The 17,000-nt window shown below is 61.2% G+C and carries 17 protein-coding genes and 1 pseudogene; 4 read left to right on the forward strand and 14 right to left on the reverse strand.

The genetic code is table 11. The annotated features are described in order from the left end of the window. Positions 1-8: 8 nt before the first annotated feature. Positions 9-644, forward strand: coding sequence for a TetR/AcrR family transcriptional regulator (locus AC3IX4_RS23465; protein WP_489257740.1), 636 nt, complete (start codon positions 9-11; stop codon positions 642-644). Here the strand turns inward: AC3IX4_RS23465 and AC3IX4_RS23470 are convergent. Continuing rightward, complete coding sequence (locus AC3IX4_RS23470; RefSeq protein WP_489257741.1) at positions 622-1,416, reverse strand: class I SAM-dependent methyltransferase; 795 nt, start codon at positions 1,414-1,416, stop codon at positions 622-624. The genes AC3IX4_RS23465 and AC3IX4_RS23470 overlap by 23 nt on opposite strands. A 93-nt stretch (positions 1,417-1,509) precedes the next feature. On the opposite strand from AC3IX4_RS23470, the gene AC3IX4_RS23475 reads away from it, so the two are divergent. Further along, entirely contained in the window at positions 1,510-2,124 is a 615-nt protein-coding gene (locus tag AC3IX4_RS23475) for an energy transducer TonB (RefSeq protein ID WP_489257742.1), read from the forward strand. Between the two features lie 7 nt (positions 2,125-2,131). On the opposite strand, the gene AC3IX4_RS23480 is transcribed toward AC3IX4_RS23475, so the two are convergent. The 7 genes from AC3IX4_RS23480 to ppc form a co-directional block, all read right to left on the reverse strand. Next, positions 2,132-2,830 (reverse strand): extensin-like domain-containing protein, encoded by a 699-nt coding sequence (locus tag AC3IX4_RS23480; protein WP_489257743.1) that lies wholly within the window; start codon positions 2,828-2,830, stop codon positions 2,132-2,134. A gap of 5 nt (positions 2,831-2,835) precedes the next feature. Next, a complete protein-coding gene (locus AC3IX4_RS23485) occupies positions 2,836-3,666 on the reverse strand; it encodes an isocitrate lyase/PEP mutase family protein (RefSeq protein ID WP_489257744.1) in 831 nt (276 codons plus the stop codon). Positions 3,667-3,699: 33 nt separating this feature from the next. Further along, complete coding sequence (locus AC3IX4_RS23490) at positions 3,700-4,569, reverse strand: DUF72 domain-containing protein (protein WP_489257745.1); 870 nt, start codon at positions 4,567-4,569, stop codon at positions 3,700-3,702. 5 nt (positions 4,570-4,574) lie between these two features. Continuing rightward, positions 4,575-4,871, reverse strand: coding sequence for a hypothetical protein (locus AC3IX4_RS23495; RefSeq protein WP_489257746.1), 297 nt, complete (start codon positions 4,869-4,871; stop codon positions 4,575-4,577). Between the two features lie 138 nt (positions 4,872-5,009). Continuing rightward, a complete protein-coding gene (gene tsaB / locus AC3IX4_RS23500; protein WP_489257747.1) occupies positions 5,010-5,684 on the reverse strand; it encodes a tRNA (adenosine(37)-N6)-threonylcarbamoyltransferase complex dimerization subunit type 1 TsaB in 675 nt (224 codons plus the stop codon). Positions 5,685-5,770: 86 nt separating this feature from the next. After that, positions 5,771-6,418 carry an adenylate kinase gene (gene adk, locus AC3IX4_RS23505; RefSeq protein WP_489257748.1) on the reverse strand — a complete coding sequence of 216 codons (648 nt, stop codon included), beginning with the start codon at positions 6,416-6,418 and terminating at the stop codon, positions 5,771-5,773. A gap of 274 nt (positions 6,419-6,692) precedes the next feature. Continuing rightward, the gene (gene ppc, locus AC3IX4_RS23510) at positions 6,693-9,332 is read right to left on the reverse strand and encodes a phosphoenolpyruvate carboxylase (protein WP_489257749.1); all 2,640 of its coding nucleotides are present in this window, start codon (positions 9,330-9,332) and stop codon (positions 6,693-6,695) included. A 153-nt stretch (positions 9,333-9,485) separates the two neighbouring features. On the opposite strand from ppc, the gene AC3IX4_RS23515 reads away from it, so the two are divergent. Further along, positions 9,486-9,830: a pilin assembly protein gene (locus AC3IX4_RS23515; RefSeq protein ID WP_489257750.1), complete on the forward strand. Its 345-nt coding sequence runs from the start codon at positions 9,486-9,488 to the stop codon at positions 9,828-9,830. 73 nt (positions 9,831-9,903) lie between these two features. Beyond that, a pseudogene (locus AC3IX4_RS23520) lies at positions 9,904-10,068 on the forward strand (DUF4398 domain-containing protein); the annotation flags it as partial. A 1,311-nt stretch (positions 10,069-11,379) separates the two neighbouring features. Here the strand turns inward: AC3IX4_RS23520 and AC3IX4_RS23525 are convergent. From AC3IX4_RS23525 to lysS, 6 genes are all read right to left on the reverse strand, one after another. Continuing rightward, entirely contained in the window at positions 11,380-11,694 is a 315-nt protein-coding gene (locus tag AC3IX4_RS23525; protein WP_489257751.1) for a PA3694 family proteiin, read from the reverse strand. Further along, on the reverse strand, positions 11,691-12,611 hold the full coding sequence (locus tag AC3IX4_RS23530) for an alpha/beta hydrolase (protein ID WP_489257752.1): 921 nt from the start codon (positions 12,609-12,611) through the stop codon (positions 11,691-11,693). Before AC3IX4_RS23530 ends, AC3IX4_RS23525 begins: the two co-directional genes overlap by 4 nt. Further along, positions 12,583-13,860 (reverse strand): flavohemoglobin expression-modulating QEGLA motif protein, encoded by a 1,278-nt coding sequence (locus AC3IX4_RS23535; protein ID WP_489257753.1) that lies wholly within the window; start codon positions 13,858-13,860, stop codon positions 12,583-12,585. The genes AC3IX4_RS23530 and AC3IX4_RS23535 overlap by 29 nt, the downstream gene beginning before the upstream one ends. Before the next feature lie 30 nt (positions 13,861-13,890). Further along, on the reverse strand, positions 13,891-14,439 hold the full coding sequence (locus AC3IX4_RS23540) for a hypothetical protein (RefSeq protein WP_489257754.1): 549 nt from the start codon (positions 14,437-14,439) through the stop codon (positions 13,891-13,893). A gap of 25 nt (positions 14,440-14,464) precedes the next feature. Further along, positions 14,465-15,169, reverse strand: a complete 705-nt coding sequence (locus AC3IX4_RS23545; RefSeq protein ID WP_489257755.1) for a TetR/AcrR family transcriptional regulator — start codon at positions 15,167-15,169, stop codon at positions 14,465-14,467. 244 nt (positions 15,170-15,413) lie between these two features. Then, positions 15,414-16,916 carry a lysine--tRNA ligase gene (gene lysS, locus AC3IX4_RS23550; RefSeq protein ID WP_489257756.1) on the reverse strand — a complete coding sequence of 501 codons (1,503 nt, stop codon included), beginning with the start codon at positions 16,914-16,916 and terminating at the stop codon, positions 15,414-15,416. Positions 16,917-17,000 lie beyond the last annotated feature (84 nt).

Consider the following 17,000-nt stretch of genomic DNA (forward strand, 5'->3'; position numbering starts at 1 on the left):
GCAAACTCATGCCAAACGAACCCATCATCCAGACAGGTCCGGGCCGCCCCAAGGATCTGGCCAAGCGCCAGGCCATCCTCGAATCGGCCCGTGATCTGTTTTTAAGTAACGGCTATGCCAACACCAGCATGGATGCTGTCGCCGCTGCGGCGGGTGTTTCAAAACTGACGGTCTACAGCCATTTCACCGACAAGGAGACGTTGTTTTCTTCAGCCATCATTGCCACCTGCCAGGCGCAACTGCCCGAATTGATCTTTGAACTGCCTGATGGCGTCCCCATCCAGACGGTGCTGCTGGCCATCGGCCGGGGATTTCTGGGGCTGGTCAACGGCAGCGAGTCGATCAAGCTGCATCGCCTGATCATGGCATTGGGCAGCCAGGACCCGCGCCTGAGCCAGATCTTTTTCGAGGCGGGTCCGCAGCGGGTGCTGCACGAGATGGAAGGCCTGCTCAAGCGTATCGATGCCCGCGGCGAACTGCGGATCGAGGCGCCCTATAATGCCGCCGAGCATTTTTTCTGCCTGCTCAAGGGCGCCGCCAACTTCCGCCTGCTGCTCGGTTGCGCCGAGCCGCCGACACCGGCGGCAGCCGAGGCCCATGTGCAAGAAGTGGTCGCGTTGTTTATGCGGGCTTATCGGCCTTGAGGGCTTTTTTCGGGTAGATGTCGTACCGGCTCGATTTGCCTTCCAGGCTATGGCTCGGCTTGGGCCCCTCGATGCAAGGCGCCTTGCGTGGACGCTTGACCACCACCCGGTGGCTGGCGAGCGCCAACGCGGCTTCAAGCAACGCGGGGGCGTCGAGATCATCACCCACCAGTGGGCGGAATACCCGCATCTCTTTTTTCACCAGGGCGCTTTTGTCCCGGTGTGGAAACATCGGGTCCAGATAGATCACCTGCGGCGCCTCACCTTCCCAGCCACGGATACGCTCGATGGAATTGCCGGTCAACAAGCGCATGCGAGCAACAATGGCGCCCACCTCCTGATCATCGCGAGCCCTTGCCAGGCCGTCTTCCAACAGGGCCGCTATCAGTGGCTGCCGCTCGATCAGGCTCATTTCGCAACCCAGGCTCGCCAGCACAAAGGCGTCCTTGCCAAGCCCTGCCGTAGCGTCGAGCACCCGTGGGCGCACCCCTGGGGCCACGCCCACTGCCTTGGCGATCATCTGCCCGCTGCCGCCACCGAACAGGCGGCGGTGAGCGGCCGCCCCTTCGACAAAGTCGACTCGCACCGGGCCCGGCGCCTGTGGGCCCAGTTGCTGCACCTGTAAACCGTCTTCGCCGACTTGCACGGCAAACTCGGCGTCCTCGATCTGCATTGGAAAACCCAGCCGCGCCGCCCACTCCTCGGCCTGCGCCTGGTAAGCCGGGCTCAGCGCCTCGACACGAATACGACAGCCCGCTGCTTGTTCAACCATGAATTTTCTACACTCAAACATTAAATGATCGGCCCATGCGGCCGATAAACCCGGTAATCGCCATTTTGCCAGAGCCGGGGCTCTGCGACTGCCATGACTGACATTCAACCCGCATCGCTAGGTTACCTGTCGCCGGTCGACAGCTACAGCACTCGGAATATCCAGACACTGGGCGGCTCCAGCCAGCTCTGGCAGGATTTCTTTGCGCGCGCCCTTGCCGAGCAGCAGGGTGATGTGCAGTTTCCGGCACTGGAAAGCGAGCTGGACGCCAGCAGCGGCGAACCGATCAGCGGCAGCGAAGTGCTGGCGCAGATCATCTCCCAGCGCCTGTGCGATGTGAAAGACACCGACCTTGAACCGCCCGAGCCATTGTTCCTGCCAATCGCCGAGTTCGAACTGGACTTGCTGGACAAGCCCGCCCCGCCTTTCCCCATCGAAGCGCTGATTGCCCAGCAGAAGCACCTGGACTTCGACATCAGTTGGCGCCGCCCGGTGGTCATGAGTGCCGGCCACCCCATTCCTGAGCCCGCCCCAGGGCCCCAGCCACGGCCGTTGCACCTACCCATTGCCGAGTTCGAGCTGGACCTGCTGGACAAACCCGCCGCCCCCTACAATGAAGCCACCCTGCACTTGCAGCAGCGCCACCTGGACTTCGACACCCGCTGGGTCAGCCCGGTGGTCTTGCAGAATATCCGCCTGGCCGCCTGAACCCAGCTTAACGGCAGACTGACCACCTCCCCATATCCAAATGAAAGTGGTCACGATGGGCCGCATTGTAATCTGGCCCCAACACCGCCTTGAAATGCTGGCACGCACCGTCACGCACTTCATGCAGAAAGCGTGAGCCCTGCCCTGCCTTACCCCAGTCCCGCGCGATACTGATGCGCCGCCCATCCGCCAATCTGAAACCCGCGATGTCCAGCGCATTGGCGCTCGCATGCTGGCTGCGTGGCCCGTCGGCACGGTTGTTGATATTACGACAGGCAAAACTGCCCAGATGATCGACCTGCGCCACCGCTTGGCCGAACACCGATTGCGCCGCAGGCTGCAGGGAATGGCGCTCGAACATCACAAAGGCAACCGCCAGCGGGCAACTGGCCAAAAAGCTGCTGCTAAAGCGTACCTGCGAGCCTTGCACGCGCAACACATGGGTCAGCGGGCAGGCCGCTTGGGGGGAAGAGTCCGCCTGAACGGTGTAACGCAGGCTGGACTTCGCTAACACCTGTTCACAGAGCTGAGGGTTGCCCTGCAATCGCCCCAGCTTGAAACCGGTGAGCAGGTTGAGCGGTGCCGCTATATCCAGCGGCGCCCAGGGGTTCCAGGCATCGGGAATACGCCAGCCCGAATTCCAGATAAGCACGGCGGAGCCTGCGCACAGCACCAGCAGCACGGTCCAGCGCAAGGCAGCCGCCATGGCTATCAGCGTTTAAACAGAGCGTTGAGTTCGGCGAATGGCATCGCCTGGCCGAGCGACTCGAAATGACCCTCGCGGCTGATGCTTTGCGCAGCGGTGAAAAATGCCCCGTAGGCCGCGCGGGCCAGCGAAGAGCCAACACTGATGCGCTTGACGCCAAGCGCGGCAAGCTCTGCCACCGTCAATGTCACGCCACTGAGCCCCATCAATACATTCACAGGCTTGGGTGCTACCGCTTGCACCACCGCTCGAACTTCCTCGGCGCTGCGCAAGCCGGGTGCAAACAGCACATCGGCGCCAGCTTCGGCGAACGCTTGCAGACGGCGGAGGGTGTCGTCCAGATCCATGCGCCCGTGCAGCAGGTTTTCGGCCCGGGCGGTCAGCATGAAAGGGAATGGCAAGCTGCGCGCAGCCTCAACGGCAGCCTCGACACGGGCTACTGCCAACGAGAATGAATAGATCGGGTCTTGCTCATCACCGCTGGCATCTTCGATCGAGCCACCCACCAGCCCGACCGATGCGGCCTGAAGAATGGTATCGGCGCACTCCTCGGGCGCATTGCCAAAGCCGTTTTCAAGGTCCGCGGCCACCGGCAGCGCGGTGGCATCGACGATGGCCTGGGCATTGATCAAGGTTTCATCACGACTGACGGCACCCTCGCCATCCGGGCGCCCCAGCGAGAATGCAAGACCGGCACTGGTGGTGGCCAAGGCCTCGAAACCGAGGTTGGCGAGCAACCTTGCCGAACCTGCATCCCATGGATTGGGGATCACAAAAACGCCGTCGCGCTCATGCAGTGCCTTGAACGCCTGAGCCCTGAGGGTTTGCACATCCATCGTCACTCTCCTCCTTGGTATCGCCGACAGGATTCAAAGCAGCCCGAGCTGTTGCACCTCAGGTGTTCTGTCCAGTTCATTTAAGGCCGGCAGGCCCGGCAATCGTTCCATCAAACTTAAATGAAATCGCTGCGCAAGGGCGGCGGCCAATCGATTATCCGAGGTGTGCAAAAACATATAGGGCGTGCGCCCTTCTTCGATCCAGGCGGCGACCTTGTCTAGCCAGGGCTGCAGAAAGGGTTGGTTGTACTCAAGCTCGGGGTGGCCGATAAAGCGAACTTGCGGTGACTGGCTGAAAGCAGTCGGACGCGGCGGCACGCGTGGCTTTTTCGATTGAGCGTGCAGCACCGCAGGGTCCTGTGACGTGCAACTGAACAGGGCGCGCGGGTCCAGGCAGATGCGTTCGATACCGCGATCAAGCAACAGTCGATTGAGCAACCGTTCTTCGTCTCCCTTGGCGAAGAACGCCGGGTGGCGCACTTCCACCGCGACCGGCACGGTCAGGGCATCCAATAATCCCAGCAGTTGGCCCAGTTGCCGCGGCCCCACGGTGGCCGGCAACTGTAGCCAGAACGGCGCGACCCGTCCCCCCAGCGGCCTGAGCAACGCAATGAAGTCTTCGGCGGCACTGATCTGTTGGCTGAGGTCGCCGCCATGACTGACCTCACGGGGGAACTTGGCGGTGAATCGAAAGTGCTCGGGCATACTGCTCGCCCAGCGCTGAACAGTGGCCGGCGCCGGGCTTGCATAGAAAGTGGTGTTGCCTTCCACGGCATTGAATACCTGGCTGTATAGCTTCAGGTAATCGGCAGGCTTGGCATCGGCGGGATACAGGTACTCGCGCCAGGCGTTTTCGCTCCAGGACGGGCATCCGATGTAATACGGCAGGTGAGCATGGGTCATGGGGCTCAAATATACAGATCGAGGCCCAATACTTCATGTTCCCAATCGATGAACCCTGCGGTATTCAGGTAGCTGGCCAGGGCAAGCGCGGTGCGCCGGCTGCAGGCGCGGGGGAAAACCATGTCTTGCTGGCGGGCGGGCAAGGCGGATGCCCGGGGCGGCTCACCCTGGCCGCTGGCGCAAGAAGGGGCCGCAGTATCGAGTTCGCCTTCCAGATCATCCGCTTGCGCGCCGCCCGCAGGGCTTTTGCGCGGCTTACGCTTGATGGGATATGAAGAGGAGGCAAAACCCTCGATACGCATGGCAAATCACTCAGAACCAATAGTGGCAATTTAGCGGCGCCGCGAGGGTGTCGCCAATAGTCGATTGATAACTGGACCACATTTGCGATGAAAGGTTTAGCGCCGATGGCGATAAACCGCTAAACGGTATTACACGGTTCAGCGGGCTTTCGGGGTAGCCACTTTGTCACGCAGATAAACCGGCTGCGCCAGGTCCGCCGCAATCACCTCGCCGCGCTCATAGGCAAAGCGCCCCAGCGTCAGCAAGTCCAGCGCATGGGGCAGCATCGTTGCATCCTGCCCGCTCAAGGTCACGCCGATGCGCTCGCCATAGCCCCAACCGGTGCCAGCACCAAACCACTCACCCGCCGCATCTGCTGGCAAACAGGCTTGTTCCGGCGGCAGGACCGCTTCTGCACCGGCCAGGCGCATTTCACCCGCCTGCTCGCGGTAGCAACCCCAATACACTTCATCCATCCGCGCATCGATGGCCGCTGCGACCTGCCGGGCGCCCTGCTCTCGAAAGGCGCGCTGGGCCAGCAGCGCCAGGTTGGACACCGGCAGCACCGGACGGTCCAGGCCAAACGCCAGGCCTTGCACCACACCGATAGCAATCCGCACCCCCGTGAACGCGCCCGGGCCACGGCCAAAAGCAATGGCATCGATGGCCGACAGGCTGGTGCCTGCCTCAGCGAGGATGGTCTTGATCATGGGCAGCAGCTTCTGCGCATGAAGACGCGGGATCACCTCGTAGTGGCTCAGCACCTTGCCGTCATGCAGCAAGGCCACGGAGCAGGCTTCAGTGGCAGTATCCAGGGCCAGCAAGGTGGTCATCGGTGATTCCAGACAAGAGAAAAAAGAGCAGCATTATAAACAACAACGGCCCGCAAGCGGGCCGTTGACGAACGCGGTGCGACGAATCAGCTCAGCGCAGCCATTACCTTGGTGGTGATGTCGGAAACCGAACCCACGCCTTCGATGTGGCTGTAGACCGGCTTGCCCTTGTCAGCACCCAGGTTCTGGTAGAACTCAACCAGTGGCTTGGTCTGGCTGTGGTAGGTGCCCAAGCGCAGGCGCACGGTTTCTTCGGTGTCGTCCTTGCGCTGAACCAGGTCATCACCGGTGACGTCGTCTTTACCTGCAACCTTTGGTGGGTTGTAGACAGTGTGGTAAACGCGACCCGAGGCTTCGTGTACACGGCGCCCGGCGATACGCTGGACGATTTCTTCGTCATCAACGGCGATCTCGACCACGTGGTCCAGCTCGACACCTGCCGTTACCAAGGCTTCAGCCTGAGGAATGGTGCGCGGGAAGCCGTCGAACAGAAAGCCATTGGCGCAGTCGGCCTGGGCAATGCGTTCCTTGACCAGATTGATGATCAGGTCATCGGAGACCAGACCGCCCGCGTCCATGATCGACTTGGCCTTGATGCCAAGCTCAGTGCCGGCCTTGACGGCTGCACGCAGCATGTCGCCAGTGGAGATCTGTGGAATACCGAATTTTTCAGTGATGAACTTTGCCTGAGTACCTTTGCCGGCCCCGGGAGCCCCCAGCAGAATTACGCGCATCGATGTGCTCCTCAATTTTTATATGAAAATCGGCGGATCCGCCCAGAAGGACTAATCGCAAAAATATGTTCAGGCCGCAATACGGCCAAAGGCTGATCAAGATACACAGCACATTCCGGCCACACAAGCCGTCGAAAGTTGGAACAATCTCCTGCAAAGGACGCTTTTTGTAGCGGGTTGCCCTGGGTGCAACCCTATTCGAGCGCGTGAACGGTGCGACACGGTTAACGCTTTCGAATAGGTTTCGGGCAACCGCCGATAAAGCCAACCGGCGTTAGCCGGTGTTGCGCAACCCTGCCGCGATACCCGCCACGGTGACCAGCAGCGCCTGCTCCAGAGGGCTATCGAGCGCCGCTTCTCGCCCACGCGAACGCGCCAGCAACTCAGCTTGCAATAAATGCAGCGGGTCCAGATAGGTATTGCGCAAACGGATAAATTCCAGCGTTTCGGGACTGTGGGCCAGTAGCACCGGCTGACCGGTTATACCGAGCACCACTGCGCACGCCTGCGACAATAGGTCGCGCAAATGTGTACCCAAAGGTCGCAGTTGTGGTTGCACCAGACGTTCGTCGTAGAGCCGGGCGATATCGGCATCTGCTTTGGCCAGTACCATTTCGAGCATGTCGATACGGGTGCGGAAGAACGGCCACTGCTCACGCATGGTCGCAAGCATAGCCCCCTGCTTGCGCTCGTTCACAGCCTTGTTCAAGGCCGCTTCCCAACCCAGCCAGGCTGGCAGCATCAGGCGTGTCTGGGTCCAGCCGAAGATCCACGGAATCGCCCGCAGGCTTTCGATGCCCCCGGCACGTCGCTTGGCCGGCCGGCTGCCCAATGGCAGGCGCCCCAGCTCCTGCTCGGGTGTGGACTGGCGGAAGTACTCGACGAACTCAGGGTTATCGCGCACCACCGCCCGGTAGGCCTTGACCCCGTCATCGGCCAACTGGTCCATCACCTCACGCCAGGCAGGCGCAGGCGGCGGAGGGGGCAGCAAGGTGGCTTCCAGCACGGCGGCCAGGTACAGATTGAGGTTCTGTTCAGCGATGTCTGGCAGGCCGAACTTGAAGCGGATCATCTCGCCCTGCTCGGTGGTGCGGAAACGGCCTGCGACCGAGCCTGGCGGTTGCGACAGGATGGCCGCATGGGCTGGGCCACCACCGCGTCCGACAGTGCCACCACGACCATGGAACAGCATCAGTTCGACCGACTGCTCACGACAGATGCGCACCAGCGTTTCCTGGGCACGGTACTGGGCCCAGGCCGCTGCGGTGGTGCCGGCATCCTTGGCCGAGTCCGAGTAGCCGATCATGATCTCCTGCGGCCCATGCAGGCTGGCGCGGTAACCCGGCAAGCCCAACAGGCGCTCCAGCACGGGGCCTGCGTTGTCCAGGTCCGCCAGGGTCTCAAACAGCGGCACCACGCGCATTGGGCGACGTACCCCGGCTTCCTTGAGCAGCAATTGCACCGCCAGCACATCGGAGGCAGCACCCGCCATGGAGATCACATAAGAGCCGAGCGATGCCGCAGGTGCCGCGGCGATTTCCCGGCAAGTGGCGAGCACTTCAGCGGTTTCATCCTCGGGCCTGAAGTCGCTTGGCAGCAGGGGACGACGATTGGCGAGTTCTTTCTGGAGGAACTCGATGCGCGCCTCTTCATCCCATTCCTCATAGCGCCCCAGCCCCAGGTAGGCGGTGATTTCGCTCATGGCCGAGGCATGTCGAGCGGCATCCTGGCGCACGTCCAGGCGCACCAGGAACAAGCCGAAGGTCACCGCCCGGCGAATACAGTCGAGCAGCGGGCCATCGGCGATCACGCCCATGCCACATTCGTGCAGCGACTCAAAGCAAAGCTGAAGCGGTGCCAACAACTCGCGGTTGTCGACCAGCACATCCGCCCTGAGTGGCTGAGTTTCACGCAAGGAGGCGTGAGCCCAATTTTGAGTGGCGCGCAGGCGTTCGCGCAGATGCTTGAGGTGCGCGCGATAAGGCTCGGCGCTGTCGCCCTCCTGTTCGCGCAAGGCTGGGCTTGCCTGCTGCATGGACAACTCAGCGGCCAGGTGATCGATATCACGCAAGAACAGGTCGGCCGCCATCCAGCGCGCCAACAGCAAGACTTCGCGGGTGACCGCAGCGGTGACATTCGGGTTGCCGTCCCGATCCCCGCCCATCCAGGACGCGAACTTGATGGGCGCGGCCTGCAAGGGCAGATGCAAGCCGGTGGCGGCGTGCAGGTCCTTGTCGGCCTTGCGCAGGTAACTGGGGATCGCTTGCCAGAGCGAATGTTCGATGACCGCGAACCCCCACTTGGCCTCATCGACGGGGGTCGGCCGCACGCGGCGAATTTCTTCAGTGTGCCAGGCCTCTGCGATCAACCGCTGCAAGCGCTCGGCGATCGCCTTGCGCTCAACCGGGATCAGGTCTCGGTGATCACCTGCGGCCAGTTGTGCGGCAATCGCATCATATTTCTGGATGAGGGTACGGCGCGCCACTTCGGTGGGGTGGGCGGTCAACACCAGTTCGATCTCTAGCCGACCCAATTGCCGGGCCAGGGCATCATCGCTGTGGCCTCCGGCCTTGAGCCGATCCAGCAGTTCGGGCAGCACACGTGCCTCAAAAGGTTCGGGCTGGCTGGCGTCGCGGCGGCGGATGGTCTGGTACTGCTCGGCGATATTGGCAAGGTTCAGAAACTGGTTGAAGGCTCGCGCCACGGGCAGCAGCTCGTCTTCGGTCAGGTCATTCAGGCTTGAACTCAGTTGCTCGGCACTGACCTCGGCTTCGCGCCGATCCGCCTTGGCGCCGTGGCGAATGCGTTCGATCTTGGCCAGGAACGCCTCGCCATGCTGATCACGAATGGTATTGCCCAACAACTCGCCCAACAGGTGCACATCTTCACGCAGGCGCGCATCGATCTCATTCATCCAGTGTTCTCCAGTTTCGGGAAAAAACAACCTGGGAACAGAGTGCCTCAGCCTTGCGTCTGTAGACAAGGCAAGCAAGTGTTGCTGTGTGCCAAACACGGCTACGCTTTATGCACGACAGCACCCGCGCCTGCGGGATTCGATGAGGTCATTATGAAAATCCGCGAACTTGCCCAGCATTGGGAAGAAAATGCCAAGGGCCGCCTGACCAAGACCGGCTACACCTTGCACCTGGACGTGGAAGCCGCCGCTCGCCTGGCGGCCATTGCCGAGATGTACCCCAAACGCCAGCCTGAAGAATTGCTGGGCGAACTGCTCGGCGCAGCACTCGAAGAGCTGGAAGCCAGCTTTCCCTATGTCAAAGGAAAACAGGTGGTGGCCACCGATGAGGAAGGAGACCCGCTCTACGAAGATGTCGGCCCTACCCCGCGCTTTCTCTCACTCTCACGCCGTTATCTGCACGATCTGTCTGCTCAGATAGACGATAAGAAGCACTGATCCTCGCGCTTTTCATCCCCTTGCGGCACCGCCCAGGTGCCGCGTCATATGCCCCCTGCGTTCCTTTTAGCCGATTGTCTTCTCAGTCAGGACTTTCCTTTCCGCGTTGGCACTGGGTAGCAGCTTTCTGTTGGCCGGCTGCGCCGGAAAACCGCCAACCGAGCAATACGCGATGACTCAGTCCGCGGTGAATTCGGCGGTGAGCGCTGGCGGCACCGAGTTCGCAGCAGTCGAGATAAACCGCGGTGCTTTCATCGCGGCTAAAGCCGGCTCCTACCGACCGCTGTAGGAGCCAGCCTTGCCGGAGTGCCGGACCACTGCGATGGCCGCACCACGGTGTATCAGGTAAACCGCGGTGCCTTCATCGCGGCTAAAGCCGGCTCCTACCGACCGCTGTAGGAGCCAGGCTTGCCGGAGTGCCGGACCACTGCGATGGCCATAGGTATCTACACATCTTTTGGTGTACTGCATTTCGTAGCAGTGGACGAGTAGAACGAGGCCACGTCCGGCTGCGCAGCAGTCGTAAAACCTGGCACTTCAGTATTCAGATACACCGCGAGTACAGGCTTTGCGAGGACTACGTCCCCGGACCTGGCCTCGCTGAACTCGTCTACTGCTACGAATGTAGCCGCTGACGAGGTACGAGGCTGCGATCGGCAGCGAAGCGGCCGTAAAACCTGAGACCGTAATCCATCAGGCACACCGAAGGGCCTGAATTTACGACGGCTTCGCCGCCGATCGCAGCCTCGTACCTCGGCAGCGGCTACAAGAGCCGCGCTGCCCCAGAATTGTGTAGATACCTATGCTGCGATGGCCCCACCACGGTATATCAGGCAAACCGCGGTGCCTTCATCGCGGCAAGCCGGCTCCTACCGACCGCTGTAGGAGCCAGCCTTGCCGGAGTGCCGGACCACTGCGATGGCCATAGGTATCTACACATCTTTTGGTGTACTGCATTTCGTAGCAGTGGACGAGTAGAACGAGGCCACGTCCGGCTGCGCAGCAGTCGTAAAACCTGGCACTTCAGTATTCAGATACACCGCGAGTACAGGCTTTGCGAGGACTACGTCCCCGGACCTGGCCTCGCTGAACTCGTCTACTGCTACGAATGTAGCCGCTGACGAGGTACGAGGCTGCGATCGGCAGCGAAGCGGCCGTAAAACCTGAGACCGTAATCCATCAGGCACACCGAAGGGCCTGAATTTACGACGGCTTCGCCGCCGATCGCAGCCTCGTACCTCGGCAGCGGCTACAAGAGCCGCGCTGCCCCAGAATTGTGTAGATACCTATGCTCATCGCGGCTAAAGCCGGCTCCTACCGATCGCTGTAGGAGCCAGCCTTGCCGGAGTGCCGGACCACTGCGATGGCCGCACCACGGTGTATCAGGCAAACCGCGGCGCCTTCATCGCGGCTAAAGCCGGCTCCTACCGACCGCTGTAGGAGCCAGCCTTGCCGGAGTGCCGGACCACTGCGATGGCCGCACCACGGTGTATCAGGCAAACCGCGGTGCCTTCATCGTGGTGGTCCGGCACTCCGGTAAAGCCGGCTCCTACCGGGTTTCCTGGCCCATGCAGCGCACCGCTTGCTTCTTGGCGTCGACCAGCACGCCGGTCAGGCCTTTCTGTTCGGTATCGAACAGCACCAGCACACCCTCCACACACTGGGCCACTTGTGGCGCCGGCTTCAGGGAGATCTTGTAGTCTTCGCCTGGCACGGTCTTGAGCATGGTGAACTCGGTCAGCAGCAGCGCGTCTTCTGGCTTGGCAAAGTGCAGGTAGCCGTAATACCACAGGCAACCGACGGTGCCGAGAATGCTGCAGATGCCGGTAATGATCAGCGGGATGGCGTTGCGTTCTTCACTCATTGCGAACTCTCGGGTTTTGCGGGCGGCGGATAATTGGGCACTTCGGCCAGGCGGCGCAAGCCGTTGAAGTGCTCGGGGTCATCCAGGAAACGCAGCATGACCTGGCGCCAGGTTTTATCGGCAAAGGTCTGCACGTGGCCGCCTCGGGTCAATTGCAGGACTTTGGGCGGCGACGCAGCTTGATACAAGCGGATGCCGTTGGGAAGTGGCACAAGCGGGTCATCGATGCTGTGGAAGAACAACTGTGGCACGCCCGTAAGGTTGGGCATGGCCCGGATCGCACTGTCGCTATCAGGCACTATCCATGACAGCGGCACCTGCAAGGCCCAAGTCATCCACGAGGTGCTCAACGCATATTGCCCCACCCCTCGATAGCTGGCCGGCACGCCATCGAACACCATGGCCTTGAAGCGGCGACGCTGTTCGGGATGTTCGGCCAGATAATGGATACCTACCGCGCCGCCAAGGCTCTGGCCCAGCAACACCAGGGGTTTGCCCTGCACCTCTGGCGCCTGCTGCAGCCAGTCAAGCGCAGCCGCCACATCTTGATAGATCGCCGGAAAACCGGGTTCTCCCTCGGACAAGCCGTAGCCGCGGTAATCGATCAACAGCACCTGATAACCCTGCTCCGGCAACCACCAACTGGCCCCCAAATGCCAGGCCAGGTTGCCGCCGTTGCCATGCAGGTGCAGCACTGTGCCTTTGACCTGGACTCCCTCTTTGGCGGGTAACCACCAGGCATGCAGCCGCGTGCCATCGGCGGCCGTCAACGTCAGGTCGCGGTATTCAAGCTTGGCTTTTGCCGGGGTGAAGGGCTGGCCCGGCTCGGGGTAGAACAGCAGCGAGCTGCACCCGGCCAGGCCCAGGAGCAAGGCCAGGAGCAGCGGCTTACAGAATGTTCGAGTAGTCAGCTTCAATCCGGTCCAGGCTCAGGTGGTTGAGGAAGTTGGAGAAGCACATCCAGGCCGACAACGCGTTAAGGTCGCGAAACTGCTCTGGCAAATATTTGGGTGCTATCACCAGTCCCTCGTCCACCAACTGGCGCATAGTGCGCATATCTTCCAGGGTGGTCTTGCCACAGAACAGCAGCGGTATCTGCTCAAGCTTGCCTTTGCGTACCGCCAACTGAATGTAGTTGTAGACCATGATGAAGCCCTTGAGGTAGGACAGGTCTTTGGTAAAGGGCAGGCCATTGGGGACGGAGCCACGGAACACTCGGCTGGCATTGCCGTAGCTTTCCGGCATGCCAAATCCTTGCTCGCGGAAAAACTCGAAGATCTGCAGAAAGTCGGCGCCCTCCTCCACCATGTGGATGGCGCGGGTGCGGTTGGTCAATTTACGCAGCCGGCTGGGGTAGGACGCGAAGGCAATCACCTCCATCAAGATCGCCAGGCCTTCCTGGGTCACCGTTGAGGAGGGCGGGCCCTTGGATAAAAACGTGCAGATCGGCTGGTTCAGGCCATTGAGGGTGGTGCCCACATGCACCAGCCCTTCGTGTACCTCCAGCGCGCGCACATCGCGAATGTTGAACAGGGCGTCGGCGCGCACCTTGATGTAGTCCGCGCCGGCGGCGGCATCCGCAACGATGCCGTCGGAGACAAACACCCGCACCGTTTCCTCGGCTTCGCCAAAGACCTTGTTCAAGCGGCTCTGGAGCATCTCCACGGCCTGTGGCGCGGTGAGGTTCTTGGGCTCGTCCTTGAGGTCGCCGCGGCCGGCGATATTGTTCAAGTAATCGGACAGCATCAGGCCCAGGTCAGACAACGTCGGGTCTCCGGCGTGGAAAGCATCCGAGGCTGCGCCGTACAGCTCCTGGGAGATCAGGCCAAAGTCTTCGGTGCCACGCGCCTCGAGCATGCGCACGACCATGCGGTACTCCTTGCACATGCGCCGCATGATCTGCCCCACCGGGTTGAACTGGCCCAGTTGGCGGGTGATATCGCGCTCGATGTTCTGGAATTCAAGCTTCGTGGCGCTGGAGTCGAACGCCAGTGGGCGGTTCTGGTAATAGGCACGGTCCACCGCCGGTGGCTCCTTGCCCTTGGTCTTGAGAAAGCCTTCGCGAATGCTGTCGTCCCACTTCACCGCATCGAGCACCCGAATCGGCGCCTGCGCCAGCACGATACGATCGGACAAGCCGCGAATGGTCTGCTGGTACTCGTCCACACCTGACTCCTTGATTGAACGCTATGGGGCTTACTGAGGGGTGCGTCGTTGATAACGCGCAGCTTCCACGAACACGTCGGAATTGGCCGGCTCATCCAGGTAAGTAAAGACCTGCGACAGAGGGCTCGAAATGTAGATGCCGTCGCCATCGTCGGTCTCGAAGGTATCGCCACCCATCATGCGCTGGTCGAGCACTTGCTTGAAACGCTCAAGATCGAGGCTATAGACCACCAGTTCCTGGTTGTCGGTCAGCTCGAAGCCAGCCAGGGTGTAATGGCCTCCGTACTTGTCCGGGACCGGCGCCGACACATACCAGCGGCTGCCATGGCGAGAGACAGTGAAGGGGTAAGCGTGACGTTCGCTTTTCTTGCCCTTGGGATAACTGACCGCCTGATAGCGGTTGTGCCCGTCACGGCTGATTTCAAGGTAAAGGTGTTCACCCCAGGCGTCCTTGCTGGACCACTTGCCCAACAGGGCCATGGGCGCCGCCTGATCGGCCGGAATAGGGTCCTTGAAGGTCACCAGGCACCCGCTCAACATCAGAAACGTCATGGCCAGTACGACACGCCAGGCTTTCATCCAGCTCTCCTTGTAATACCGCGGCTCAGGTCGAGGCCAACACCAGATGCATGTATCGGGTAAGAATTGCGAGGCTTTCGTCCTCGGCCGGCGGCTGCGCATGATTGAGCAGTGCCTGATATTCCATCCCCCCGATAATCGCCGTCAACACTTTGGCATCCTGTTGTGGCTCACGCGAGCCGACAACCTGGAGCATCTGACAGGTGCCTTGCAACAAGATTCGTTGGTGCGAGCACACCAATTGCGCCAAACGCGGGTTGATCAGCGCTTCCTGGCGGAACGCCTGCTCGGCCATCAGATAATCGCGGCGGGTGTTGAGCTGATGAATCACATAGTCGGCGGTGAGCTTGGCCACGTCATCAGCCAGGCGCGCACGCGCGGCAGGGCTGCCATCGCCCTGGGCCACTAACTGGCGCAGGATCAGCTCGGTATTGGTCCAAAGCTTGACCATATAGTCCGCGCTGCGCTCCACATACAGGGCGAAGGCGTCGCTGAGCAGATCCTGGATGTCCTTGAAGTAGTAGGTGGTCGCCGACAGCGGCACGCCCGCCTCTGTGGCCACCGCCCGATGACGCACGCCACGCACACCGTCGCGCACGACAATGCGCAAGGCGGCATCGAGAATCTCCTGGCGACGTAGCTCGCTTCCCTGGCGGCTGGCCTTGCGGCCCTGATACTGAACACTTTCTGCCACGGCGGTGGCAACGCCGGCGGCACCTTGTTGAGCCATTACAGGAGTCACTGCGCTAACCCTCGGTTCTTGTCGATCGAATTATTCTGGGCCAAGAAAAAGCCGCCTGAAAAGGCGGCGTGTAGGAGCCAGGCTTGCCTGCGATGAATACGCCACGGTTATACAAATAGACCGCGGCGTATTCATCGCGGGTAAACCCGGCTCCTACAGGCGACCCGGCTCCTGTAGGAGCCGGGTTTACCGGAATGCCGGACCACCGCGATGGCCACACCGCGGTGGACCGTCAGGCCTCGGGGCGCATGTGCGGGAACAGGATGACGTCGCGAATCGACGGGGAGTTGGTCAACAGCATGACCAGACGGTCGATACCGATGCCTTCGCCGGCCGTTGGCGGCATGCCGTACTCCAGCGCGCGAACGAAGTCGGCGTCGTAGTGCATGGCTTCGTCGTCACCGGCGTCCTTGTCGGCTACCTGCGCCATGAAGCGTTCGGCCTGGTCTTCGGCATCGTTGAGCTCGGAGTAGGCGTTGGCGATTTCACGGCCACCGATAAACAGCTCGAAGCGGTCGGTGACGTTCGGGTTGTCATCGTTGCGGCGCGCCAGTGGCGACACTTCGAACGGGTACTGGGTAATGAAGTGCGGCTGCTCCAGCTTGTGCTCGACCAGCTCTTCGAAAATCATCACCTGCAGCTTGCCCAGGCCTTCGAAGCCCAGCACCTTGGCGCCGGCTTTCTTGGCGATTTCACGGGCCTTGTCGGTGTCGCTCAGGTCGGCCGCGGTGAGTTCCGGGTTGTACTTGAGGATCGCGTCGAACACCGACAGGCGTACGAACGGTTCGCCGAAGTGGAACACCTTGTCGCCGTACGGCACGTCGGTAGTTCCGAGAACAAGCTGCGCCAACTCGCGGAACAGTTCTTCGGTCAGGTTCATGTTGTCTTCGTAGTCAGCGTAGGCCTGGTAGAACTCGAGCATGGTGAACTCGGGGTTGTGCCGGGTCGAAACGCCTTCGTTACGGAAGTTGCGGTTGATTTCGAAGACTTTCTCGAAACCACCGACCACCAGGCGCTTGAGGTACAGCTCAGGCGCGATACGCAGGAACATTTCCATGTCCAGCGCGTTGTGGTGGGTCTCGAACGGCTTGGCCGCGGCACCGCCCGGGATGGTCTGCAGCATCGGCGTTTCGACTTCCAGGAAGTCACGCTGCATCAGGAAGCTGCGGATGTGAGCGATGACTTGCGAACGAACGCGGAACGTCTGGCGGGTATCTTCGTTGACCATCAGGTCGACGTAACGCTGGCGGTAGCGCTGTTCGGTGTCGGTCAGGCCGTGATGCTTGTCCGGCAGCGGGCGCAGCGACTTGGTCAGCAGGCGTACTTCGGTCATCTCGACGTACAGGTCGCCCTTGCCGGAACGGGCCAGGGTGCCAACGGCTGCGATGATATCGCCCATGTCCCAAGTCTTGACGGCCGCCAGGGTTTCTTCTGGCAGGGTCTTGCGGTTGACGTAGACCTGGATGCGACCGGTCATGTCCTGGATCACCATGAACGAACCACGGTTGAGCATGATGCGACCGGCAACCTTGACCGGGATCGCTGCAGCTTCCAGCTCTTCCTTGGTCTTGTCCGCGTACTGTTTCTGCAGGTCGTTGCAGTAGTTGTCGCGACGGAAGTCGTTGGGGAAGGCCTGACCCTTGGCGCGTTCTGCGGCAAGTTTTTCCTTGCGCAGGGCGATCAGGGTGTTTTCTTCCTGTTGCAGGTCTTGCGGGTCGAGTTTGAGGTCGCTCATGTCGTCACATTTTCCATCACGGGTTCATTGCCCCTCGCCAGCGGCGAGGGATCGCGGGCAAGCCCTGCTCCTACATTTAAAGAA

This window comes from Pseudomonas sp. KH_021 (assembly GCF_057838865.1).